Source organism: Shewanella rhizosphaerae (genome assembly GCF_019457655.1).
Lineage (GTDB): Bacteria > Pseudomonadota > Gammaproteobacteria > Enterobacterales > Shewanellaceae > Shewanella > Shewanella loihica.
Genome location: NZ_CP080420.1, coordinates 112,209 through 133,619, shown reverse-complemented (window position 1 = coordinate 133,619; position 21,411 = coordinate 112,209). Strand labels below are relative to the sequence as shown.

The following is a 21,411-nucleotide window of genomic DNA, read 5'->3' as shown; positions in this document are numbered from 1 at the left end:
ATGACGGACGCTAAGGCGTACTCCAACCGTAAGCTGATCGGCCTGCTGCTGTTAGGTTGCGTGGGCATGTTCGGCTTCGGATTCGCCTTGGTGCCTCTATACGATGTGCTATGTGAAAAATTAGGCATCAATGGTAAGACGCAATCGACTGCTGCCGAATATAAGGCGGTGACCATAGACACCAGCCGCACGGTAACGGTCGAATTTATGGCACAGACTCAGAAAGATATGCCCTGGGTCTTCGCCCCTGAGATGAAACGCATTCAGGTGCATCCGGGTGAGGTGATTCGTACTCAGTTTCACGCCAAAAACCTCTCGGCGCAGCAGATTGTCGGGCAGGCTATTCCCTCTGTCTCTCCGGGACAGGGCGCGGCCTATTTCCACAAGACAGAGTGCTTCTGCTTTAACCAGCAGAAGCTCGATGCCAATGCCGATGCGCAATTACCTTTGATCTTCTATGTCGATACCGAGCTGCCCGAGCAGATCTCGACACTGACTCTCTCTTATACGCTATACAACATCACCGACAAGGGGTACGTAGATGATGTTGAGCAAGGAGCTGCGAAATGACAAGCAAACATGAACACTACTATGTCCCCGCCCAGAGTGCCTGGCCCATCATAGGTGCCTTCGGCCTCTTCCTCATCGCCTATGGCGCCGGCAGTTATGTACAGCAGTTACAGACGGAGCAGACCAGCGGCGGTTATATCCTTACGGCGGGAATCGCCGTTATCCTCTATATGGTCTTCGGCTGGTTCAGGACAGTGATCGGCGAGTCCATGTCTGGCCTCTACTCTAAGCAGATGGATCGCTCCTTCCGCCAGGGAATGAGCTGGTTTATCTTCTCCGAGGTGATGTTCTTCGCCGCCTTCTTCGGCGCCTTGCTCTACGCCCGTACCATAGCCGTGCCCTGGCTCGGCGGTGCCTCGAACAATGCCATGACCCACGAGGTACTTTGGCCTAACTTCCAGGCGGTCTGGCCCCTGGTCACCACACCCGATGGCACCAAGACGGAGGCCATGGGCTGGACGGGTCTGCCCCTTTACAACACCATCATACTGCTAACCTCGTCGGTCACCCTGCATTTCGCCCATGTGAGCCTGGAGAAGAGCAAACGCACCGCGCTCACCCTCTGGTTAGGCATCACCATACTCTTAGGTCTGGCATTCCTCTTCTTGCAGGCGAAAGAGTATGCCCACGCCTACCAGGAGATGGGGCTGACCCTCTCTTCCGGTGTCTATGGCAACACCTTCTTTCTGCTCACCGGATTTCACGGCATGCACGTGACATTAGGGACCATCTTTCTGTTCGTCCTCTTCTTGCGGGTACTGAGGGGACATTTCACGCCGGACAAGCATTTCGCCTTCCAGGCAGGCAGTTGGTATTGGCACTTCGTGGATGTGGTCTGGCTCTGCCTGTTCGTGTTCGTCTATGTGCTTTAGCGACGAATCGAGAGACTAATAGGGTCTGGGGTTGGGGGTGATAATCCCCAGTCCCAGGGCAATCAATAGCAGGAGCACCACCAGCACAGAGAAGAGCACACGCCGCCCCAGATACTGACTCATGGGCGCCTTGCCCTCTCCCTTCACCAAGACAAATAAGGCCCGGCCAAGATTAAAGATAATGAAGACCAATAGCAGTACTAAGACGATCTTAAATAGCAGTATTTCGCTCATGAAGGCTCCCACGATTCGCGGTGGCACGATTTTTCTCGTTTTAGTTACTTTGCTGGTATTCACCATTCTGGTCAAGCTGGGACTGTGGCAGTTAGACAGGGCCGCCGAGAAGCAGGCGCTGCAACAGGCGCTCACTCTCAAGCAGGCCGCCGCGCCACTGGATTATCAGGGTCTGCTCGTCTTAGCCGAGCGCGGGCCCCTCACCGGCTATCGTCTGGAGGTCAAGGCGACACCTGTTGACGCCCCCATCATATTGCTGGACAACCAGGTGTATGAAGGCCGCGTCGGTTATCTTGCCTACCAGGTGATGCGTGTCGAGGCCGAGGTCGAAGCTGAGGTCAAAGCCGACATCCCCTTGCTGATGGTCGAGCTCGGCTTTATCGACAGCGGCCTGGACAGACAGAAACTGCCCCAACTAACCAAACTAAGCCGAGAGGTGGCACTGAGCGGCCGCGTCTATCAGCGAGCCAGCAACCCTCTGAGTCAGCATCTGCTGGCCGAGACGGGCTCCCCCATGCGGATCCAGAACCTTAACCTGCCGGAGTTATCGCAAACACTTGGGCTGCCGCTCGCCCCCGCCATTCTTCAACCCGAGGCGATTCCGGGCAGCGCGCTACCCCATCCCTGGCAGCCGATCCCCATGAGTGCCCAGAAGCATCAGGGCTATGCCCTACAGTGGTTTTCCATGGCGACCGTCTTCCTGATGCTTATGACTTACCTTCTGATATTTAAGAGGAAAAATAAAGAATCCAGTAAAAACAAATGAGTGCCGTAACTTGTTGCGCAAAACCAGCTGACCCTGTAGGTTAAACAATAGGCACCCCAAATTAACGGGGCGCTCACCCAGGTAAATGGTCACTTCCTAGCCGTCTCGGGGAGTTGATATTTTTCGGTGTCTGGCACGCGCTAACCCATAAAATAATCAACAGAGGATTAAGATGAGATCCCCAAAGAGCCGAGGCGCAAAACCCCTACTGATCTTGCTACTGGTATTTGTCTTACCCGTTGCGGTGGCAAAGCTGGTGCTGAGTCTGAATCTCTACAATGGTGGTGTCACCAACAAGGGCGAACTCTTGCCGCCCGATACCAACTACGCCCGCCTGGCGATGGCCAACCCCATGCCCAAGCACTGGCAGATGATCTACCTGTTGCCGAGCCAATGTGCTCAGGCCTGCATGAACCGACTCTATATACTGCATCAGAGCCAGATCGCTCTGGGACGGGACCAACACAGGGTCAATCCCATCATACTGCTACAGGCAGACAGCGATCTTGCGGCGCTGCAGGAGAGCGAGTTCAGCTTCACCACAGCCCAGGCTACGGAGGCGCTCAGCCAGATGCTGACTCGGGAAGAGATCATCATAGTGGATCCCCTGGGCTCCCTGGTGATGCGCTATGCCCAGGTCGAAGATGAGCAGGCCCAGCTGATGCTGGGCAAGGCGATGATCGCCGACTTAAGAAAGATGCTTAAACTGTCGAGGGTCGGCTAATGCAGATGACTTCCCTACTCAAACTCACCCTGGTCTTTACCCTGTGCGTGATACTTATGGGCGCCTACACCCGGCTGTCGGACGCCGGCCTTGGCTGCCCCGACTGGCCCGGCTGCTATGGCATGATCAAGGTGCCCACCCAGAGCCATGAGCTGGCCAAGGCACAGGACAGCTTTCCCGAACATACGGTAGAACCCGAGAAGGCCTGGCTGGAGATGATCCACAGATACATTGCCGGCACCCTGGGCCTGCTGGTCGCCTTCATCCTCTTTATCAGCTTCAGGCGGCCCGATGCTCCCAAGAAGCTACCGAGCTTTATCGCCCTGCTAATCCTGTTCCAGGCGGCGCTGGGGATGTGGACCGTCACCATGAAACTCATGCCCGTGGTGGTGATGTCCCACCTGATCGGCGGCTTTACCCTGATCTCCTTATTGTGGCTCCTCTACCTCAGGACCAAGCCGCTACGCTTGCCCGGCGGCGAGCCAAGGCTACGTAAACTAGCACCCTACGCCCTCTTCTGCCTGAGCCTACTCGTGCTGCAGATCATTCTGGGCGGCTGGACCTCCTCTAACTATGCGGCGTTGGCCTGCACCACACTGCCCATCTGCGAAGGAGACTGGGTAAGCAACCTAGACCCCCTGCATGCCTTCTATCCCCTGCATAAGACGGAAGGTAGCTACGAGTTTGGCATACTGGATTACTCCTCCCGCATGACAATTCATGTGGCTCACAGGTTCGGCGCCATCATCACGGCGACCGCCCTACTCTGGCTGGTGTATCGCATGATTAAATTTTCACACTCTCAGCTGCTGAGACGCAGTGCCTGGGTACTCCTGGGGTTATTGTGCCTGCAGATAGCCCTGGGAATCAGCAACGTGGTGCTGCATCTTCCCCTGGGGATCGCCGTCTCCCATAACGCGGGCGCCGCACTCCTGTTACTCACCTTGGTCTTCATCAACTACGCCCTGTGGCGTAAGGCATAAGGAGGCATCGCCATGGCCAAACCTATGACAATCACTAAGCCTGTCGCCACCCCGCTCCCTTGGCGCGCCTACCTCGAAATGACCAAGCCTAGGGTAGTTGCCCTGATGCTGCTGACCGTATTGGTCGGCATGTGTCTGGCGGTGCCAGGCGCGGTACCGGTTCAGCCACTGATCGCCGGCCTAGTGGGCATAGGCATGATGGCGGGGGCCGCTGCGGCCTATAACCATCTGATCGATCGCCGCATCGACGGCCTGATGGCCCGCACCTATAACCGTCCGCTCCCCAAAGGCCGGGTCTCCATCACCAAGGCGCTGACCTTTGCCACCGCCATGGCGATTCTCGGCTTTGCGCTGCTCTACTGGGCCGTCAATCCGCTCACCGCCTGGCTCACCTTCGCCAGTCTTATCGGCTATGCGGTGATCTATACCGCCTATCTCAAGCGCGCGACGCCGCAGAATATCGTCGTAGGCGGTCTGGCCGGCGCCATGCCCCCCCTACTAGGTTGGACGGCGGTCACCGGCGAGTTTCACGGCCATGCCTTGCTGCTGGTGATCATCATCTTCGCCTGGACCCCGCCCCACTTCTGGGCGCTGGCGATCCACAGGCGCGCCGAATATGCCAAGGTCGATGTACCCATGTTGCCGGTCACCCACGGCGTCGAGTTTACTAAGACCTGCATCATGCTCTATACGGTGTTACTGGCGCTGGCCTGCCTCTACCCTGTGCTGGTCGGCATGTGCGGCCCCGTCTATCTGGTGGGGTCGACCCTGCTGAGTTGCGGCTTCATCTATAAGGCGTGGCAGCTCAAGTATCGAGACAAGCCGGGCCTGGCGATGCAGGTGTTTCGCTTCTCCATCTACCATCTGATGCTGCTCTTCTTACTGCTCCTAGTAGACCACTATCTCTGGAGCTAACGCGATGAAACCGCTATGGATAGTCCTAACCTTACTCATCTTCAGCGGCCTGGGGGCGCTCGCGGCGGTTAACTTCACGGGCCAAGCCACGCCGCCCGAGCTGCTCACCAGCTATCGTTATCCCCAGCAGCGACCGCTATCCCCCTTCGAGCTGACAGATCAGAACGGCGAGGCCTTCACCAACGCCCGGCTAAAAGACAAGTGGAGCCTGTTCTTCGTCGGCTACACCTCCTGCCCGGACGTCTGCCCCACCACTCTGGGCAAGCTGGCGGCGGCCTATCAACAACTGGAAGGCGTGGTGGATCTGCAGGTGGTGTTTTTGTCGGTCGATCCTGCGCGGGATACCCAGGCAAAGCTCAAGGATTACATCAACTTCTTCAATCCCAACTTCGTTGCGGTCACGGCGCCCCACAGCCAGTTACTGCCGCTGACCCGGGAGCTGGGCTTCGTCTATACCATGGTGGGCGAAGGCGAAAACTATCAGGTGGATCATAGCGCCTCCATGGTGCTCATCTCTCCCGACGGCACCCGGGTAGCCACGGTTAAACCCACCAACCTGGATCCACGACAGCTGCCGCAGATCCGCAACAAGAACCTCATTCATGATGTGATCGCCCTGGCGACTCACTATGGTGAATAGCCAGAATCACTCGTCAAAATTGCTCTCATCACCGCTAATGGGTTCCCCTCTTGGGAGCCCATTTAGTTAAAAAACTGTTATTTTTCAGGCAAGCCTCTTATTTACCGTCTATCTTTTGATCCTAGTGGAGTCTTATTGACAGGGATTGTAGAGGAGCCCCCCGATGACCCAGAGTCCGATTCGCTTAGCGTCCGAGCTGACGATTCGTAACATCCAGCAGGTCCACCACGATATTGCCGAACAACTCACAGCGTCCGACACCTTGTGCGTCGACGCCAGCCAGTTGACCCGGGTCGATACCTCAGGTGCGCAGCTGCTCTACTTTTTGCATCACTATTGCCAGACGCACCACCATGCCATCGAATGGACACCGCCCGCGGAGGAGGTCGGACATACCCTGGCCGAGTTGGGGCTCGACGCGACACAGATCTTTGCGCTTGCTCAGGAGAGAATTCAGGAATGAAGAAGATACTCGCAGTGGATGATTCAGCCTCCATGCGTCAGATGGTGGGCTTTACCCTCAAGACGGCGGGATTCGACGTGACCGAAGCCTGCAACGGTGACGAAGCCTTGACCCAGGCGAAGAGCCAAGACTATGACCTAGTGATCTCAGACGTCAACATGCCAGTGATGGACGGCATTACGCTCATCCGTAATCTACGCAGCCTGCCCAACTATAAGTTCACCCCTCTGCTGATGCTGACCACAGAATCGGGCAGCGACAAGAAGCAGGAGGGACGCTCGGCCGGTGCCACCGGCTGGATAGTCAAACCCTTTAACCCCGACCAGCTGCTTGCCACGGTCAACAAGGTGTTACGTTAATCTGAGTCTGGATGGTGGGATATGGAAATCGATCTGAGTCAATTCAGCCAAGTCTTCTTTGAAGAAAGCCTAGAGGGCTTGGAAAGCATGGAGTCCGAGCTGCTGAAGCTAGATATCGCCGCGCCGGATCCCGAGGCGATCAACACCATCTTTCGCGCCGCCCACTCCATCAAGGGGGGTAGCGGCACCTTTGGTTTTAACCAAGTCGCCAACTACACCCACCTGCTAGAGACGCTGCTGGATGAGATCCGCGACGGCCGCCGCGAGATGACCAGCCATCATCAGGACATACTCTTGCTGTCGGTCGACCTGCTACGCAACATGCTCGACGCCGTGATGCATCAGCAAACCTTCGACGATCCCATGCTCAGCGATCTGAAGCAGAAGTTTGCCGCCGAGCTATCCCAGGGCGAGTCACAAGAAGATGCGGCTTCGCGCGAACCCGAGACGCCAGAACAGACGACCTGGCGGATCAGCTTCAAGGCGGGGACGGACATCCTCAGGTACGGTAACGATCCTCTGCTGATGTTCAACGAGCTGGGTCAGTGTGGCGAACTCAGTGTCGAGCTGCTGCCGCAGGAGATCCCCGACTTCACTCAGTATGACCCCGAGGCCTGCTACCTCGCCTGGTCGCTCACCCTCACCACAGACCAACCCCTTTCACGCCTGAAGGAAGCCTTCGAATGGGTCGAGGATGAGTGCGACATTGACTATCAGGCTCAGTCCAAGACCAGTGAGGCTAGTGAGATAACGACTGAGAAAGAGGTAGAGGCGACGGCAGAAAGCGATATTCAGGCCAGTACCCAGGCCAATGCTCAAGCCAATGCTCAAGCAACGACCCCGTCTAGCGTCCAATCCGAAAAGCCCGCGAGCCAGGCCAGACCCAGCGTGGTCAGCAGCAAGACCCAGGACGCCGGCTCCATCCGCGTCAGCATAGAGAAGATAGATCTGCTGATCAACATGGTGGGCGAGCTGGTGATCACCCAGGCCATGCTGGGGCAGATCGGTCAGCAGGAAGAGATGACACCCGAGTCCTTCATCACCATGAAGCAGGGGCTGGAGCAGCTGGCCAGCCACACCCGGGATCTGCAGGAGAGTGTCATGCAGATCCGCATGCTACCCATCAGCTTCGCCTTCAACCGCTTCCCCCGCCTGGTAAGGGACATAGGCCAGCAACTGGGCAAACAGGTTGAACTGGTCCTCAAGGGGGAGGATACCGAGCTGGATAAGACTGTGATGGAGAAGATAGTCGATCCTATGGTGCACCTGGTGCGAAACTCCCTCGACCATGGCCTGGAGACCCCAGAGGTGCGCCGTCAGAAGGGCAAACCCGAAACCGGCACCCTCACCCTCAATGCCTTCCATCAGGGCGGTAACATCATCATAGAGATCATCGATGACGGCGCCGGACTCAACACCCAGAAGATACTCGATAAGGCACGCGCCAAGGGACTGGTCGGCAGCGACGAGGAGCTGAGTGAAGAAGCCATTCACCAACTGATCTTCAAACCCGGCTTCTCTACCGCAGAAACCGTCTCAGACCTCTCCGGCCGCGGCGTCGGCATGGATGTGGTGTTGAGGAACATTCACGAACTCAACGGCACCATAGAACTGAAATCCACCCAGGACAAGGGCAGTCGCTTTACCATACGCCTGCCGCTCACCCTGGCGATTCTCGATGGTCAGTTGGTACGCATCGGCACGCACACCTATGTGGTGCCCCTGGTGGCGATTCACGAATCGCTCGAGGTGCCCGCCGCCCATATCAATCGCCTGAGTGAAGAACATGAGGTGATCCGTCTGCGGGATGAATACCTGCCAGTGCTCAAGGTCTATGAGGCCTTCCATCACGAAGCAGATGCCAAACAGATTAAAGATGGCCTGGTGATGGTGGTCGATGCCAACAACGATAAGGTAGGACTCCTGGTCGACGAGCTGCTATCCCAGCAGCAGGTGGTGATCAAGAGTCTGGAAGACAACTACAGCAAGGTGGCCGGTATCTCGGGCGCCACCATACTCGGCGACGGTACCGTTGCCTTGATCATAGACATTGCCGGATTAGTCAGCCTCGCGGGCATTAACAGCACCCAAGAGCACGCCGCCTAGGAAACCAAATGAGAAGGGAGATTCATCCATGACACAGGCAGATGAAGCAGGCATCACACTCACCGCCAAAGACGATGCCAGCGACCAGTATCTTACTTTCATCATGGCCGATGAGGAGTATGGCGTCGACATACTCTCGGTGCAGGAGATCCGCGGTTGGGAACCCACGACAGTCATTCCCAACTCCCCCAGCCATGTCAAAGGGGTCATCAACCTGCGCGGCACCATAGTCCCCATCATAGATCTACGGCAACGATTCGGTATCGCCAGCCTGGACTATGGCCCCACGACCGTGGTGATCGTCATCAAGGTCTGTGTCGGCGACGAACACAAGGTGATCGGCATAGTGGTCGATGCCGTTTCTGATGTCTTCAGTGTCCACCACAGGGATCTGCGCGACGCCCCCGACTTCGGCGAAGAGACAGATCTCACCTTCATCAAGGGACTCGCCAATCTGGCAGATAAGATGGTGATCCTGCTGGACATAGACACCCTACTTAGCAGTGAGGTGCTGCCCGAGGCCGCCCAACTGTCAAACATCATCAATAATATCGACGCTGCTTCAACACAGGCTGTCAGCGCCTAACCCGGCAAGAGAGGAACAGAGAATGGATGCAATGAACAGCAAGACTGGCAACGCAAACAATCTGCCGATCATTGGACTGCTAATCGCTGGCGTCGCAGCCCTATTGGCCTTTACCCAGCAGCCCTCGCTCTGGGTCGGCATAGCTCAGGTGGTTGCCATCGCCGTCATCGCCCTGGGTATTCAACAACAGGGGCAGATGCAACACAGTCTGCGGCAAGCCTTCGAGGAGATCCGCCAGGCAGTCGAAGGCAAGAATCCGCCGAGCTTTTCCGCCTTCGACTATCCCCATTGGCCTGAGATCAGCCAGAGCCTGACCCAGCAATGGCATGCCAACCAGGGCAATCAGGCACAGCTCAGGGCACTGGAGATCTGCCAGGCCAACGTGATGCTGGCCGACCCCCAAGGCAATATTAACTTCCTCAACCAATCGCTGCGCCAGACCCTGGAAAAGGCCGAGTCCGACATACAGCAGGCGATAGCCAGCTTCAGTGTCGACACGCTTATCGGCACCAACATGGATACCTTCCACCAGCAACCCAGCCATCAACAAAACATCATCGCTAAGCTGCAGCGCCCTCACTCGGCGCAGATTAAGGTGGGTAGTCGCATCTTTTCCTTGATCGCCTCTCCCGTGTTTGACGACGAACATCAACGCATCGCGACTGTGGTCGAATGGCAGGATAAGACCGAGGCCCTGGCCAAGGCCGATGCAGAGAACAAGCTGGCCCAGGAGAACAGCCGCATCAAGCAGGCGCTGGATGTCTGCCGCGCCAACGTCATGGTGGCGGATGCCGACTACAACATCATCTACCTCAACGACTCTGTCACCCAGATGCTTAAGGACAATGAGCAGACGCTGCAACAGACGCTGACCAAATTCAATACCGATAGCCTGCTCGGCAGCAATATCGATCTCTTCCACCAGAACCCGGCCCATCAACGTAAGATGCTCGACAGGCTCACCGGCAGCTACGACACCAGCATCCAGGTCGCGGGGCTGGACTTCACCCTGATCGCCACCCCGGTATTTGAGAATGGCGTGCGCACGGGGACAGTGGTCGAGTGGCAGGATGTGACCGAGAAGCTAGCCAAGGAGGCGAAGGAGCGTCAACTGGCCGCCGAGAATGCGCGCATCAAGCAGGCGCTGGACAATGTCTCCTCCAATACCATGGTGGCCGACGCCGATCTGAACATCATCTACATGAACAAGGCCGTCAGCCAGATGTTCAAGCAGGCGCAGAATGATATTGCCAAGGATCTGCCTAACTTCGACGCCAGCAACCTCATGGGCGTCAACATAGACAACTTCCACAAGAATCCCAGCCATCAGCGCAACCTGCTCAAGACGCTGACCACCACCTACACCAGCCAGCTCAAGGTTGGCGGACGCACCTTCCAGGTAGTCGCCAACCCTATCCGCGATCCTAACGGTGAAAGCATAGGCACGGTTGTGGAGTGGGCCGACAGAACCGCCGAGGTGGCGATAGAACATGAGATAGATTCCATCATAGGCGCCGCCAGCAAGGGGGACCTCTCCCTGAGGGTCGGCACCCAGGATAAAGAGGGCTTCTTCCTCAATCTCTCCAACGGCCTCAACCGTCTGGTCGGCATCGCCGATCAGGTGATAGGCGATGTAGTGAACATGTTCGACGGCCTGGCCAAGGGGGATCTCAATCGTCAGATCCAGGGCGAGTATCAAGGCCAGTTCGGCAAGCTACAGGCAGATGCCAATGCAACAGCCGCCAAGCTGACCGAGGTCCTCGACGGCATCAACCAGTCGGCCAATACAGTGACCTCTGGCGCCGAAGAGATCGCCCAGGGCAACGCCGACCTGAGTCAGCGCACCGAAGAGCAGGCCGCCTCCCTCGAAGAGACAGCCTCCAGCATGGAAGAGATGACGGCTACCGTTACCCAGAGCGCTCAAAACGCCACTGTCGCCAATCAGCTGGCCCAGGAGGCTAACACTAAGGCCGCCCACGGCGGCAAGGTGGTGGAGCAGGCCGTGACTGCCATGGAGGCGATCAACGAATCGAGCAAGCGGATCGCCGACATCATAGGGGTGATCGATGAGATCGCCTTCCAGACCAATCTGCTGGCCCTCAATGCCGCCGTCGAGGCCGCCAGAGCGGGCGAGCAGGGACGCGGCTTTGCCGTGGTGGCCGGCGAGGTGCGTAACCTGGCACAGCGCAGCGCCGGCGCCGCCAAGGAGATCAAGGAGCTGATCCGTGACAGCGTGACCAAGGTGACCGACGGTACCCAGCTGGTGAACCAGTCCGGTGAGACGCTGGAAGACATAGTACAGGCGGTGACTAAGGTCGCCGACATGATCAGCCAGATCAGTATCGCCTCGGATCAGCAGTCGGCAGGCATTCAGGAGGTTAACAAGGCGATCTCTCAGATGGATGAGATGACCCAGCAAAATGCCGCCCTGGTCGAACAGGTATCGGCCGCTGGCGATGCCATGGCCGAACAGGCGCGCAACATGAAGGCGCAGCTCGGCTTCTTCCAGTCCCAGACGCCGGTGCATTCGGGCATGACCTCGGCACCGCTCTCCCTGGTGGCCGGCGATAGCCATGGCCCCCTGAATATCAGCAACGAGGAGTGGAACGAGTTTTAGGAACTGTGGGCGCCAGAGGAAGGCGCCCCATAGAGTCGATTCGATAGCCAGCAGCCGATTTTAGGCTAGGGGATGCAATTGGAACAGAGCAATGAAAAGGAATTTCCGATGGCGCAGCAAGACTTCGAATTTATTCGACAGCTTGCCTATCGCGAGTCGGGCATAGTGTTGCCAGACAGGAAGCAGCACATGGTCTACTCGCGCCTCAGCAGACGCCTGCGTGCACTCAAGTTGAACAACTTCCATCAGTATTGCCAGAGACTAGAGGACGACGGCGGCGAGTTGATCAACTTCATCAACGCCCTGACCACTAACCTCACCTCCTTCTTTCGCGAGGCCCACCACTTCGACTACCTGGAGCGGCACCTGGTGCCTCAGTGGCAACAGAGACGCAACCGTCGCCTGCGCGTCTGGTCGTCGGCCTGCTCCACCGGAGAAGAGGCCTACAGCATCGCCATGACCCTGGCTAAACACTTTCCGCCCGCCAGCTGGGATCTCAAGATCCTCGCCACGGATCTCGACACTAACGTGCTGGATAAGGCCAGGGCCGGTATCTACAGCCAGGAGGCGATGGCCAACCTGCCCAAGGCGCTGCTGAACCAATATGTGGAACCCGGGCCCCATCCCGGCGAGGCCATGCTGTGCGACTCGCTCAAGCGGCTGATCCACTTCAAGCAACTCAATCTACTAGGCGAATGGCCCATGCATGGCCCCTTCGATCTCATCTTCTGTCGCAACGTGCTCATCTACTTCGATGCCCAGACCAAGGTGAAGATCATCCGCCAGTTTCGACGACTACTCGCCGACGATGGCCACCTGTTTATCGGTCATTCGGAAACGTTGCATAATATCTCGAGCGATTTCAAATTGATCGGCCAAACCATCTATCAACCTCAACACGCCGCCCTTGTGCGGCAACGACTCGGTGTCGGCGCATGAGCCAGATGACGCAAAAGGATGGCGCCATATGATAAAAGTATTGATCATAGATGACTCACCTCTGGTCAGGCAGCTGCTTACCCATATGCTATCGCAGGCACCGGATATCAAGGTGGTCGCCACCGCCGAAGATCCCTATGAGGCCAGAAGCCTAATCAAGCAGTTCAACCCAGATGTACTGACGCTGGATATCGAGATGCCCAAGATGGACGGCATCGCCTTCCTGCGCAACCTGATGAAGCTCAGACCCATGCCGGTCGTCATGGTCTCGACTCTGACCCACAAGGGCGCCGAGATCACACTGGAGGCATTGGCCCTAGGAGCGGTGGATTTCATCTCTAAGCCCAAATCGGATCTCACCAATACATTGCTTGATTATACCGATGAGCTGATCGACAAGGTGCGCACCGCCGCCGTCAGTCATGTTAAGCCGCTCACCCGACCGGTTGTTCAGGTCGCTTCCAACAATAAGTTTTCCCTTACCGGAGACAAGTTGATCGCCATCGGTGCCTCGACCGGTGGGACCGAGGCGATCCAGAGGGTGATCACCCCGCTGCCGGCAAATACGCCGCCCATAGTGATCACCCAACATATTCCTGCCGCCTTTAGCCTCTCCTTCGCCAAGCGATTGGACAGCCATTCGGCGATGAAGGTGATCGAGGCCAAGGGCGGCGAGCTCATAGCATCAGGCACCGCCTATCTGGCCCCTGGGGATGCTCATCTCACGGTGGAGAAACACGGCGCCAGGCTCTATACCAAGCTACTGGACTCAGATCCTGTCAATCGTCATAAACCTGCGGTGGATGTGCTATTCAACAGTATCGCCGACTGCTTTGGGGCCAACACCATAGGCATACTGCTGACAGGAATGGGAAAAGATGGAGCCCTGGGGCTGGAACGCCTCAAGGCTGCCGGCAGTCACACCATAATACAGGATGAGGCCAGCTCAGTGGTGTGGGGCATGCCGGGGGCGGCCGCCGAGCTCAATGCCCACAGGGAGATACTGCATCTGGATAAGATCCCCGCCCGGCTGATGCAGCTACTCAATACCAACAAGACGGCGGAGATCTCCTAGGGCTTGCGACTCATTTAGCGACTCTAGTCAATAACCTAGGTCGACTCATCTACCTGGGCTACTCCTTCACCCAGGTGCCGTCGTTTTTTGGCCGCACCCAGGCCTGGGAGAACCAATAATAGCGTCCGCTCGCCTTGCTTGGGGCTGTGCAGTTATAGCGCGAACGCCCCGGCGGCAGGTCTGTCACCGCCTGTATACTGAAGGTATCTTCACTCTCCCAGCTCGGCTTCATGGCGCCTTGCCCCTGGACGAAGCACATCACTTGGCTGGCGATGATATCTGTCATATCTAAGGTCACCTGCATCTCGGGCCGCCACTGCCCTTGGGGCAGCTGGGTATTGCGCGGGGTGAGCGCCAGCACGGGCATATTCAGGCTGTAGAGCTTGGCCTTGAGCGAGGTGAGATCCGCATAGGCCCCCGCCACAGGGAAGCGCGGCAAGGCGGTAAGCGAAGAGTAACCGCCGGCGGCGCCAGACTGCTGGCCGAAGCCCACGAAGCCCAGCTTCTGCACCAGCGTCTCTACGGCCGTGTTATATTCGCCATAGGGATAGGCTAACATCTTCACACTCTGGCCGGTTTTTGCCTCTATCTCGGCCTCGGTCGCAAGTAGATTCTCTTCAATCCGACTCAGCCAGGTCTGTTCATCCTCACCGTGTAGACGGCGAATAAGATGCTCATGGCCCCAGCTGTGGTTGGCTAGCGTTACACCCTCATCGCTCAGGCGTTTCAGGGTCGCCCAGCTCATCACATTCTTATGCTTGCGTTCTATGGGGTCGATGGAGATAAAGATGGTGTAGGGATAGCCGAACTCCTTCAAGATAGGATGAGCGGTATCGGCAATGTTCTGATAGCCATCGTCGAAGGTGATGGCCACCGTCTTGTCCGCCAGCTCTCGTCCTTGCTTTATCGCCTCGACCACTTGGCCCAAGGGCTTGACCTTGAAGCCATTCTCCCTCAGGTAGCTCATCTGCTCTCTGAACTGAGCAGGTGTCACACTGGTCACCTTAGGGGTATCCTCGGATACATGATGATATTGTAGAATCACCACAGCATGAGCCGAATAACTGAGACAGGCCAATAGCGCTGCAATCACGCATCTAAACATATTGAGTAACCTCTGAGAGTCTATGTCGCCACTAAACTTATTGTTAAATAAACAGAAAAACAGCCAGTTGTTCGCGCTAGCCGTGCCTATGATCCTGTCTAACATTACGGTTCCCCTACTGGGGCTGGTCGATACTGCCGTCGTGGGACATCTGAGTAACGCCTATTATTTAGGGGGAGTCGCCGTCGGGTCAACGGTGATCACCCTGATTTTATGGATTCTGGGCTTCCTGCGCATGTCGACCACGGGTCTGGTGGCACAGGCCTTCGGCGCCAAGGAGCTTCACACCCAGTACCGTTTATTGATGCAGTCGGCCAGCCTGGCGCTGCTGCTTTCCCTTCTGGTGCTACTCCTGCAGCAACCCATAATCTCCGCGGCGATGGCGCTCTCCGACGCCAGTGAGCAGGTCCAGTATTACAGCCAGGCCTATTTTAACATCCGCATCTGGTCGACCCCCTTTGCCTTGATCAACCTGGCCCTACTGGGTTGGCTGCTGGGGCGCCAGCAGCCTAAGGCCGCCATGTGGCAGCTCATCGCCGCCAACCTCACTAACATACTATTGGATCTGCTGTTCGTAATCGGACTTGACTGGGGCGTCGAAGGGGCCGCTTTGGCCTCTGTACTGGCCGACATGACAGGCTTTGCCGTGGCCGCCAGCATGGTGGTTCGCACCATCAAGCGACAAGGAGGTTTCGAGTTCCTGCCCCTACTCCACAGCCTGTCGCTCAATAGCTACCAGCGCCTGGTGCGCCTCAATCTGGATATCTTTATCCGTAGCCTCTGCCTGCAACTCGCCTTCGCCTTCATGACCTTTCAGGGAGCGAACCTGGGCGACAATACTGTGGCCGCCAACGCCGTGCTGCTCAACCTACTGCTGCTCATCTCCTACGCCCTGGATGGCATCGCCTATTATGGTGAGGCCGAGGTGGGCCGGGCTGTGGGCGAAAAGAGCCATGAGCGCATGACCCAGAGCGTCACCCTTGCCGGGCTCTGGTCGGCCATCTTCGCCCTGCTGTTTACCCTGTTTTTTGCCCTGTGGGGCGAGCAGGTCATCAAGCTACTGACCAACATCTCTGAGGTGCGTCAGGAGGCTCAGGCCTACTTGGGCTGGGTCGTCGCCCTGCCGCTACTCGCCTTCGGCTCCTACCTGTTCGATGGCGTCTATATCGGCGCCGCCCAAGGCAAGGCGATGCGCAACACCATGATACTCGCCACCTTCGGGGTCTTCTTCCCCGCCTGGCTACTGTTGCAGGGTTATGGCAATCATGCCCTGTGGGCCGCCATGAGTCTGTTTATGCTAACTCGCAGCCTCAGCCTGGCACTGGATTACCGCTATCGATTGAGTAAGACCCTAACGAAAACGGGATGACCTAAGTCATCCCGCTGTATCTAATCATCAAGATTATTGGTAAGAATGCTCACCGTGTTGATGTTCGGTGACATCGCGCACCCCGGTGAGCTCGCCAGGGAACATATCCAGTAGCTGCTTCTCGATACCATCTTTCAGGGTAACGTCAACCATAGAACAACCGTTACAGCCACCACCGAATTGCAGGATAGCGATACCGGCTTCGTCGATATCCACCAGCATGATGTTACCGCCGTGGCTAGCCAGCTGCGGGTTTATCTCAGACTGGATCACATATTCGATACGCTCTTTCAGTGGCGCGTCGGCATCGACCTTACGCATCTTGGCGTTGGGCGCCTTCAGGGTCAGTTGTGAGCCAAGCTGGTCAGTGACGAAATCAATAGAAGCCTCTTCGAGGAAAGGAGCACTCTTCTCATCCACCATGGCATGAAAACCATTAAATTCGAGTTCGATGTCGTCTGCCTCTACGGCATCCGGCGGACAGTAAGACACGCCACACTCAGCCGAAGGGGTACCAGGGCTGATAACAAAAACGCGAATATGAGTTCCTTCAGGCTGGTCAGCGAGTAGCTTAACAAAATGCGCCTGAGCTGCATCGGAAATGGTGATCATTAAGACATGCTCCGTCAGGATAAACCCGAGTGATTTAGTAAGAATTAAGCCTATAATACTCCGACTATCATCAGCTTTGTAGCCCCTTTGTCTAATAGTCGCGAGATTTTTGCCTTGGCAGTATGGTCTAAAGTCAGGTCGGAAGCTGGAAACTCATTGGCCTAACTGTTAATTTAGCCTTTATATACAATAATAAAGAGCATTACCATGCTGCGACTCTGCCTTTTGCTGCTTTCTATCGTCCCCTTGCTCGTAAGCTTTGCGACAAATGCCCAAAGCGTGATCTCAGTCGCGTCCACTACCCAGAGTACCAGCAGCCTAGCGTCGCCCAGCGAGTTTCTCGGTTATCCCCTCGGCCAGTGGCATCTGCGCCACGACCAGATCAACTACTACCTCAAGCAGTTGGCCCAAAACAGCCCCAGAGTCAGCCTGGAATCGACGGGACAGAGCCACGAGGCCAGACAGCAGCTTACGGCGGTGATCACCTCAGCCGCCAATCAGGCCAGGATGGCAGAGATAGTCCAGGGACGTCAGCAAGTGAAAGCGGGTAAGGCGCCCGACGGGCCGCTGATCATCTGGCTGGCCTATTCGATTCATGGCGACGAGGCCAGCGGCGCCCATGCGGCGCTAGAGGTCAGCTATCGCCTCAGCCAGAGCCAGGAGCCCTGGGTGCAGGAGCTGCTGGACAAGGCCGTGGTGTTGATCACCCCATCGCAAAACCCGGACGGCCTGGATCGCTTCTCCACCTGGACCAACAACTACACAGGCAAGGTGAAGGTGAGCGATGAGAATCACAACGAGCACCGACAAAACTGGCCGGCCGGCAGGCGTAACCACTATTTTGCCGACCTGAATCGCGATTGGCTGTTCCTGCGCCATCCCGAGTCTCAAGGGCGCATCGCCCTGTTCCACAAGTGGCAGCCGCACTACCTGGGCGACTTCCACGAGATGGGCCATAACCAGACCTTCTTCTTCCAGCCGGGCGTGCCGACACGCACCCATCCGCTGACCCCCAAAGAGAATCAGGCGATAACCTCAAAGCTCGCCAGCTTCCACGCCAAGGCGCTGGATGAGAGCAAGCAGCGCTACTTCACCAAGCAGATGTTTGACGACTTCTACTATGGCAAGGGCTCGACCTACCCAGATATCAACGGCGCCGTGGGCATACTGTTTGAACAGGCCAGCGTACGCGGCCAGCAGCAGGATTCAGAAAATGGCCTGCTGCGTTTTAGTCAGGCCATAGACAACCAGATCGCCACCTCCTTCTCCAGCCTCAAGGGCGCCCTGGCACTGGCAGATGAGCTGAAGCAGTATCAGAGCCGCTTCTATCAGCGCAAGGACAAACATCCACCTTCGGGCCGCGAAGCCGGCTTCCTGCTTGGCGCACCAGGGGATCCAGGCAGACGCGATGATCTCGCAGATCTACTGAGCCGACATGGAATAGCCTTTTTCTATCTCAAGGACAAGATGCAACAGGGCAGACACCAATACAGTCAGGACGACAGCCTGTTTGTCCCCATCAATCAGCCGCAGAAGACACTGCTGCTGGCCATGTTCGATCTGCGCACCGAATTTGAAGACGCCACCTTCTACGATGTCTCCAGCTGGAACCTCGCCTTCTCCTATAACCTGCAGATGGCCCGTAACGTTAACCTGAATGTCGACGACCTGCTCACCGAGCCACAAGCCAGCACGCCCGGCATGCTCGGCAGCAATAACGTCGCGGTGTTGATCGATTGGCGACAGCAAAACGCCGCGCCCATGTTGCAGACCCTACTTAGCGAGGGCATTAGGGTCAAATTTGCCGCCAAGCCCTTCAGCCTTAATGTCGATGGCCAGCCCCTAAGCATGGAGGCCGGCACCCTGCAGATCCCGGTGGCCCAGGCCGCCATGACGCCGAGGGAACTGATCGACAGGCTTACTTCGCTCGCCGAGCAGTATCGGGTGCAGCTACAGGGAGTCGATAGTGGACTCGCCAGCTCAGGCATAGATCTTGGCAGCCCGGATTTTCATGACATCGCCCCCATCAAGGCGCTGGTAGTCACCGGCTATGGCACCTCATCGGCCGAGGTGGGTGAACTATGGTATTTCATGGACAATCTTATCGGCGCGCCCCTGACCCAGGTCGATGTCAGCCGCCTGCCGAGTATAGAACTGGCAGCTTACACCCATCTGTTTTTGATGGATGGAAGCTATGCCAATCTGGATGAGAAGTATGCCCGCAAGCTTGGGCAGTTCGCCATAGAAGGCGGGGTGATCGTCGCGCAAAAGGGCGCGCTGCAGTGGCTCTCCAAGGGCAACCTGCTCAAGAGCGACATCAGAGAGAAACGCTACTTCAGCCAGCTGTTTGCCACCGATGGTCTCGCTTTTGGCGATAAGGCTAAGCTGGATGCCCGCCAGGCGATCGGCGGCGCCGTATTGGCGCTGGATCTCGACACCAGCCACCCGATCACCTTCGGCCTGGGCACTAATCGCCTGCCCGTACTGAAGAACAAGGTGTTTGGTCTGAGTAAGAGCCAGGCCCCCTTCATCACGGCCGCCAGCTATGCCGACGAGCCCCTGCTGGATGGTTTCCTGGCTGAGGAATATCAGCGCAGCCTGAGTCAGACCCCTGCAATTATCGTGGAGCGCCACGGCAAGGGTGCTCTGGTCGCCTTGGCCGATAACCTCTTGTTTCGCAATATCTGGCTCGGCTCGCAGAAGGTCTACGCCAACAGCCTCTACTTCATTCCGGCCCTACATTGATCTTCGCGCTTAACCCTTTTTCGACGCGCCGACGTTATAAGGGGTTAATCGCTAATCAGAGAATAGGAAAATGACATGAAGATATCCCACACCATAGCGGCGCTGCTTTTCATCCTTGGCTTAGCGGCTTGTCAGACGCAGGTAAACAAAGAACAAGACGCCGCAGAGTCCAAACCACTGTCTATGGCCAACCCATCGGCCGTCTATTGTGATTCTCTAGGCGGCGCGCTCGACCTCGACAGCGGCATCTGCACCCTGCCAAGTGGAGAGCGGATCGAGCACTGGGATCTCTACCGCCGGGATCGTCCACAGGCGCAAAACCAATAACAAAAAAGCACCCTAGGGTGCTTTTTTAATGCTTGATGCTCAGATACTGGCGCTAGCCGATGAAACTGAGATAGCCCTGCAATATGATGGCATTGACTATGTCGATGAAGAAGGCACCAACGATAGGCACCACCATGAAGGCCTGCGGCGATGGACCCGTGCGTGACACCAGGGCGCCCATGTTCATCACGGCCGTCGGCGTGGCACCCAGGCCGAAACCACAGTGACCACCGGCCATGACGGCGGCGTCATAGTTGGCGCCCATCAGCTTGAAGGTAACCCAGTAGGCAAATACCGCCAACACGGCCGTCTGCACCAGGAGTATTATAAGCAGCGGCACCGCCAGGTCGAAGATCTCCCACAGCTTAAGGTTCATCAGTGCCATGGCAAGGAAGAGCGCCAGCGAGACGGTCCCCAGGACGTCGACACACTCACGGTTGATCTTAAAGCCGCGGGACACCTCTGTGATGTTAGTGATCACCACACCGAAGAAGAGTGCATAGACAAAGTCAGGCATCTTCAACCAGCCGATATCCAGGTAGGCGATCAGAGAGCCAAACCACTTGGCACCGGCGACACACAGTAGAAGAATGAAGAGCACCTCCAGGATACTCTTGGCCGTGACCCTGTCTTCTTCCAGCTGGTCATAGGTCACCAAGTCAGGATGGTCCTTGTGGTGATTCCCCCCGACACCGTAAGAGGAGAGCAGGCCATTCTTGTTGATCAGACGCTGAGCTACCGGGCCGCCTATGATGCCGCCCATCACCAGGCCGAAGGTCGCCGCCGCCATTGCCAGCTCCAGGGTGTTGATGCCGTATTGATCCGAGAAGGTCTGTGCCCAGGCGGCTCCCGTGCCGTGCCCGCCTGACAGGGTGATCGAACCGGCGATCAGTCCCATCAAAGGCTCCAGCCCCAGTGCGGTCGCCATGCTGACGCCGACGGCATTCTGAATGATGATGTAGAGCGAGGCGATCGCCAGGAAGAGGAATACCTTGCTGCCCCCCTTCATCAATAGCTTGTAGCTGGCCGCCAGTCCCACGCTGCTGAAGAACATCAGCATCAGGGTGTTTTGCATCGACAGAGAAAACTCAAGCGAGATATTGTAGGAGTGCAGTATGGTGATCACCGCCGCCACCAGCAGACCACCCACTATGGGTTCGGGAATATTATATTTACGAAACGATGCCACGTGACGATTAACCGAATGGCCAATAAAGAGCACTAAGATCGCCACTAGAAATGACTCCAGCTCTCCAACGGTATAAACAGTATTCATGGTTCTCCTTATTAGGCGATAGCCATGCCGGCCTATCTTGCCTTGTCATTGGGTGGGCTGTTCAGCCGCCCAATCATTACCCGGTCTTGGGTCGCTCACGCCAGACATATCTCCAAAGTGTAGCCCGT

The 21,411-nt window shown here is 56.9% G+C and carries 21 protein-coding genes; 17 read left to right on the top strand and 4 right to left on the bottom strand.

Going from position 1 to position 21,411, the window contains the following annotated elements; genetic code table 11:
* The gene (locus K0I63_RS00620) at nt 1–570 is read left to right on the top strand and encodes a cytochrome c oxidase assembly protein (protein WP_220082223.1); all 570 of its coding nucleotides are present in this window, start codon (nt 1–3) and stop codon (nt 568–570) included.
* A complete protein-coding gene (locus tag K0I63_RS00615) occupies nt 567–1,442 on the top strand; it encodes a cytochrome c oxidase subunit 3 (RefSeq protein WP_011863931.1) in 876 nt (291 codons plus the stop codon). The genes K0I63_RS00620 and K0I63_RS00615 overlap by 4 nt, the downstream gene beginning before the upstream one ends.
* 15 nt (nt 1,443–1,457) lie before the next feature.
* Here the strand turns inward: K0I63_RS00615 and K0I63_RS00610 are convergent, their stop codons facing one another.
* The gene (locus K0I63_RS00610; protein ID WP_041406252.1) at nt 1,458–1,676 is read right to left on the bottom strand and encodes a DUF2909 domain-containing protein; all 219 of its coding nucleotides are present in this window, start codon (nt 1,674–1,676) and stop codon (nt 1,458–1,460) included.
* Between K0I63_RS00610 and K0I63_RS00605 the strand changes: the two genes are divergently transcribed.
* The 12 genes from K0I63_RS00605 to K0I63_RS00550 all read left to right on the top strand — a co-directional run bounded on the left by K0I63_RS00605 (nt 1,675) and on the right by K0I63_RS00550 (nt 13,849).
* Nucleotides 1,675–2,442: an SURF1 family protein gene (locus K0I63_RS00605; protein ID WP_220079586.1), complete on the top strand. Its 768-nt coding sequence runs from the start codon at nt 1,675–1,677 to the stop codon at nt 2,440–2,442. The genes K0I63_RS00610 and K0I63_RS00605 overlap by 2 nt on opposite strands.
* A 172-nt stretch (nt 2,443–2,614) precedes the next feature.
* Entirely contained in the window at nt 2,615–3,166 is a 552-nt protein-coding gene (locus tag K0I63_RS00600) for a redox-active disulfide-containing membrane protein (protein ID WP_220082222.1), read from the top strand.
* Entirely contained in the window at nt 3,166–4,149 is a 984-nt protein-coding gene (locus K0I63_RS00595) for a COX15/CtaA family protein (RefSeq protein ID WP_220072769.1), read from the top strand. The genes K0I63_RS00600 and K0I63_RS00595 overlap by 1 nt, the downstream gene beginning before the upstream one ends.
* A gap of 12 nt (nt 4,150–4,161) precedes the next feature.
* Entirely contained in the window at nt 4,162–5,064 is a 903-nt protein-coding gene (gene cyoE, locus K0I63_RS00590; RefSeq protein ID WP_220082221.1) for a heme o synthase, read from the top strand.
* Nucleotides 5,065–5,068: 4 nt separating this feature from the next.
* A complete protein-coding gene (locus K0I63_RS00585) occupies nt 5,069–5,704 on the top strand; it encodes an SCO family protein (RefSeq protein WP_220082220.1) in 636 nt (211 codons plus the stop codon).
* A gap of 163 nt (nt 5,705–5,867) precedes the next feature.
* Nucleotides 5,868–6,167, top strand: a complete 300-nt coding sequence (locus tag K0I63_RS00580) for an STAS domain-containing protein (protein ID WP_220072767.1) — start codon at nt 5,868–5,870, stop codon at nt 6,165–6,167.
* Nucleotides 6,164–6,526: a response regulator gene (locus tag K0I63_RS00575; RefSeq protein ID WP_033538855.1), complete on the top strand. Its 363-nt coding sequence runs from the start codon at nt 6,164–6,166 to the stop codon at nt 6,524–6,526. The genes K0I63_RS00580 and K0I63_RS00575 overlap by 4 nt, the downstream gene beginning before the upstream one ends.
* A gap of 21 nt (nt 6,527–6,547) precedes the next feature.
* The gene (locus K0I63_RS00570; RefSeq protein ID WP_220082219.1) at nt 6,548–8,632 is read left to right on the top strand and encodes a chemotaxis protein CheA; all 2,085 of its coding nucleotides are present in this window, start codon (nt 6,548–6,550) and stop codon (nt 8,630–8,632) included.
* 28 nt (nt 8,633–8,660) lie between these two features.
* Nucleotides 8,661–9,218 carry a chemotaxis protein CheW gene (locus K0I63_RS00565; RefSeq protein WP_011863921.1) on the top strand — a complete coding sequence of 186 codons (558 nt, stop codon included), beginning with the start codon at nt 8,661–8,663 and terminating at the stop codon, nt 9,216–9,218.
* A gap of 22 nt (nt 9,219–9,240) precedes the next feature.
* On the top strand, nt 9,241–11,835 hold the full coding sequence (locus K0I63_RS00560; RefSeq protein WP_220082218.1) for a methyl-accepting chemotaxis protein: 2,595 nt from the start codon (nt 9,241–9,243) through the stop codon (nt 11,833–11,835).
* A gap of 108 nt (nt 11,836–11,943) precedes the next feature.
* Nucleotides 11,944–12,774: a CheR family methyltransferase gene (locus K0I63_RS00555; RefSeq protein WP_220082217.1), complete on the top strand. Its 831-nt coding sequence runs from the start codon at nt 11,944–11,946 to the stop codon at nt 12,772–12,774.
* Between the two features lie 28 nt (nt 12,775–12,802).
* A complete protein-coding gene (locus K0I63_RS00550) occupies nt 12,803–13,849 on the top strand; it encodes a protein-glutamate methylesterase/protein-glutamine glutaminase (protein ID WP_220082216.1) in 1,047 nt (348 codons plus the stop codon).
* A 58-nt stretch (nt 13,850–13,907) separates the two neighbouring features.
* On the opposite strand, the gene K0I63_RS00545 is transcribed toward K0I63_RS00550, so the two are convergent.
* Nucleotides 13,908–14,954, bottom strand: a complete 1,047-nt coding sequence (locus K0I63_RS00545; RefSeq protein ID WP_220082215.1) for a polysaccharide deacetylase family protein — start codon at nt 14,952–14,954, stop codon at nt 13,908–13,910.
* A gap of 22 nt (nt 14,955–14,976) precedes the next feature.
* Here K0I63_RS00545 and K0I63_RS00540 point away from each other — a divergent pair, with 22 nt between their 5' ends.
* A complete protein-coding gene (locus tag K0I63_RS00540) occupies nt 14,977–16,323 on the top strand; it encodes an MATE family efflux transporter (protein WP_220082214.1) in 1,347 nt (448 codons plus the stop codon).
* A gap of 33 nt (nt 16,324–16,356) precedes the next feature.
* On the opposite strand, the gene nfuA is transcribed toward K0I63_RS00540, so the two are convergent.
* Nucleotides 16,357–16,935, bottom strand: coding sequence for a Fe-S biogenesis protein NfuA (gene nfuA / locus K0I63_RS00535; RefSeq protein WP_144202418.1), 579 nt, complete (start codon nt 16,933–16,935; stop codon nt 16,357–16,359).
* Nucleotides 16,936–17,142: 207 nt separating this feature from the next.
* On the opposite strand from nfuA, the gene K0I63_RS00530 reads away from it, so the two are divergent.
* A complete protein-coding gene (locus tag K0I63_RS00530) occupies nt 17,143–19,680 on the top strand; it encodes a M14 family zinc carboxypeptidase (protein WP_220082213.1) in 2,538 nt (845 codons plus the stop codon).
* A gap of 75 nt (nt 19,681–19,755) precedes the next feature.
* The gene (locus K0I63_RS00525; protein ID WP_220082212.1) at nt 19,756–20,007 is read left to right on the top strand and encodes a putative hemolysin; all 252 of its coding nucleotides are present in this window, start codon (nt 19,756–19,758) and stop codon (nt 20,005–20,007) included.
* Between the two features lie 52 nt (nt 20,008–20,059).
* Here the strand turns inward: K0I63_RS00525 and gltS are convergent, their stop codons facing one another.
* Nucleotides 20,060–21,283: a sodium/glutamate symporter gene (gltS, locus tag K0I63_RS00520; protein WP_011863912.1), complete on the bottom strand. Its 1,224-nt coding sequence runs from the start codon at nt 21,281–21,283 to the stop codon at nt 20,060–20,062.
* Between the last annotated feature and the right edge of the window lie 128 nt (nt 21,284–21,411).

What these genes read in the sequence shown, in the direction of transcription:
- K0I63_RS00620 (WP_220082223.1), top strand. Translation starts at nt 1, where the DNA reads ATGACGGACGCTAAGGCGTACTCCAACCGTAAGCTGATCGGCCTGCTG.
- K0I63_RS00615 (WP_011863931.1), top strand. Translation starts at nt 567, where the DNA reads ATGACAAGCAAACATGAACACTACTATGTCCCCGCCCAGAGTGCCTGG.
- K0I63_RS00605 (WP_220079586.1), top strand. Translation starts at nt 1,675, where the DNA reads ATGAAGGCTCCCACGATTCGCGGTGGCACGATTTTTCTCGTTTTAGTT.
- K0I63_RS00610 (WP_041406252.1), bottom strand. Translation starts at nt 1,676, where the DNA reads ATGAGCGAAATACTGCTATTTAAGATCGTCTTAGTACTGCTATTGGTC.
- K0I63_RS00600 (WP_220082222.1), top strand. Translation starts at nt 2,615, where the DNA reads ATGAGATCCCCAAAGAGCCGAGGCGCAAAACCCCTACTGATCTTGCTA.
- K0I63_RS00595 (WP_220072769.1), top strand. Translation starts at nt 3,166, where the DNA reads ATGCAGATGACTTCCCTACTCAAACTCACCCTGGTCTTTACCCTGTGC.
- cyoE (WP_220082221.1), top strand. Translation starts at nt 4,162, where the DNA reads ATGGCCAAACCTATGACAATCACTAAGCCTGTCGCCACCCCGCTCCCT.
- K0I63_RS00585 (WP_220082220.1), top strand. Translation starts at nt 5,069, where the DNA reads ATGAAACCGCTATGGATAGTCCTAACCTTACTCATCTTCAGCGGCCTG.
- K0I63_RS00580 (WP_220072767.1), top strand. Translation starts at nt 5,868, where the DNA reads ATGACCCAGAGTCCGATTCGCTTAGCGTCCGAGCTGACGATTCGTAAC.
- K0I63_RS00575 (WP_033538855.1), top strand. Translation starts at nt 6,164, where the DNA reads ATGAAGAAGATACTCGCAGTGGATGATTCAGCCTCCATGCGTCAGATG.
- K0I63_RS00570 (WP_220082219.1), top strand. Translation starts at nt 6,548, where the DNA reads ATGGAAATCGATCTGAGTCAATTCAGCCAAGTCTTCTTTGAAGAAAGC.
- K0I63_RS00565 (WP_011863921.1), top strand. Translation starts at nt 8,661, where the DNA reads ATGACACAGGCAGATGAAGCAGGCATCACACTCACCGCCAAAGACGAT.
- K0I63_RS00560 (WP_220082218.1), top strand. Translation starts at nt 9,241, where the DNA reads ATGGATGCAATGAACAGCAAGACTGGCAACGCAAACAATCTGCCGATC.
- K0I63_RS00555 (WP_220082217.1), top strand. Translation starts at nt 11,944, where the DNA reads ATGGCGCAGCAAGACTTCGAATTTATTCGACAGCTTGCCTATCGCGAG.
- K0I63_RS00550 (WP_220082216.1), top strand. Translation starts at nt 12,803, where the DNA reads ATGATAAAAGTATTGATCATAGATGACTCACCTCTGGTCAGGCAGCTG.
- K0I63_RS00545 (WP_220082215.1), bottom strand. Translation starts at nt 14,954, where the DNA reads ATGTTTAGATGCGTGATTGCAGCGCTATTGGCCTGTCTCAGTTATTCG.
- K0I63_RS00540 (WP_220082214.1), top strand. Translation starts at nt 14,977, where the DNA reads ATGTCGCCACTAAACTTATTGTTAAATAAACAGAAAAACAGCCAGTTG.
- nfuA (WP_144202418.1), bottom strand. Translation starts at nt 16,935, where the DNA reads ATGATCACCATTTCCGATGCAGCTCAGGCGCATTTTGTTAAGCTACTC.
- K0I63_RS00530 (WP_220082213.1), top strand. Translation starts at nt 17,143, where the DNA reads ATGCTGCGACTCTGCCTTTTGCTGCTTTCTATCGTCCCCTTGCTCGTA.
- K0I63_RS00525 (WP_220082212.1), top strand. Translation starts at nt 19,756, where the DNA reads ATGAAGATATCCCACACCATAGCGGCGCTGCTTTTCATCCTTGGCTTA.
- gltS (WP_011863912.1), bottom strand. Translation starts at nt 21,283, where the DNA reads ATGAATACTGTTTATACCGTTGGAGAGCTGGAGTCATTTCTAGTGGCG.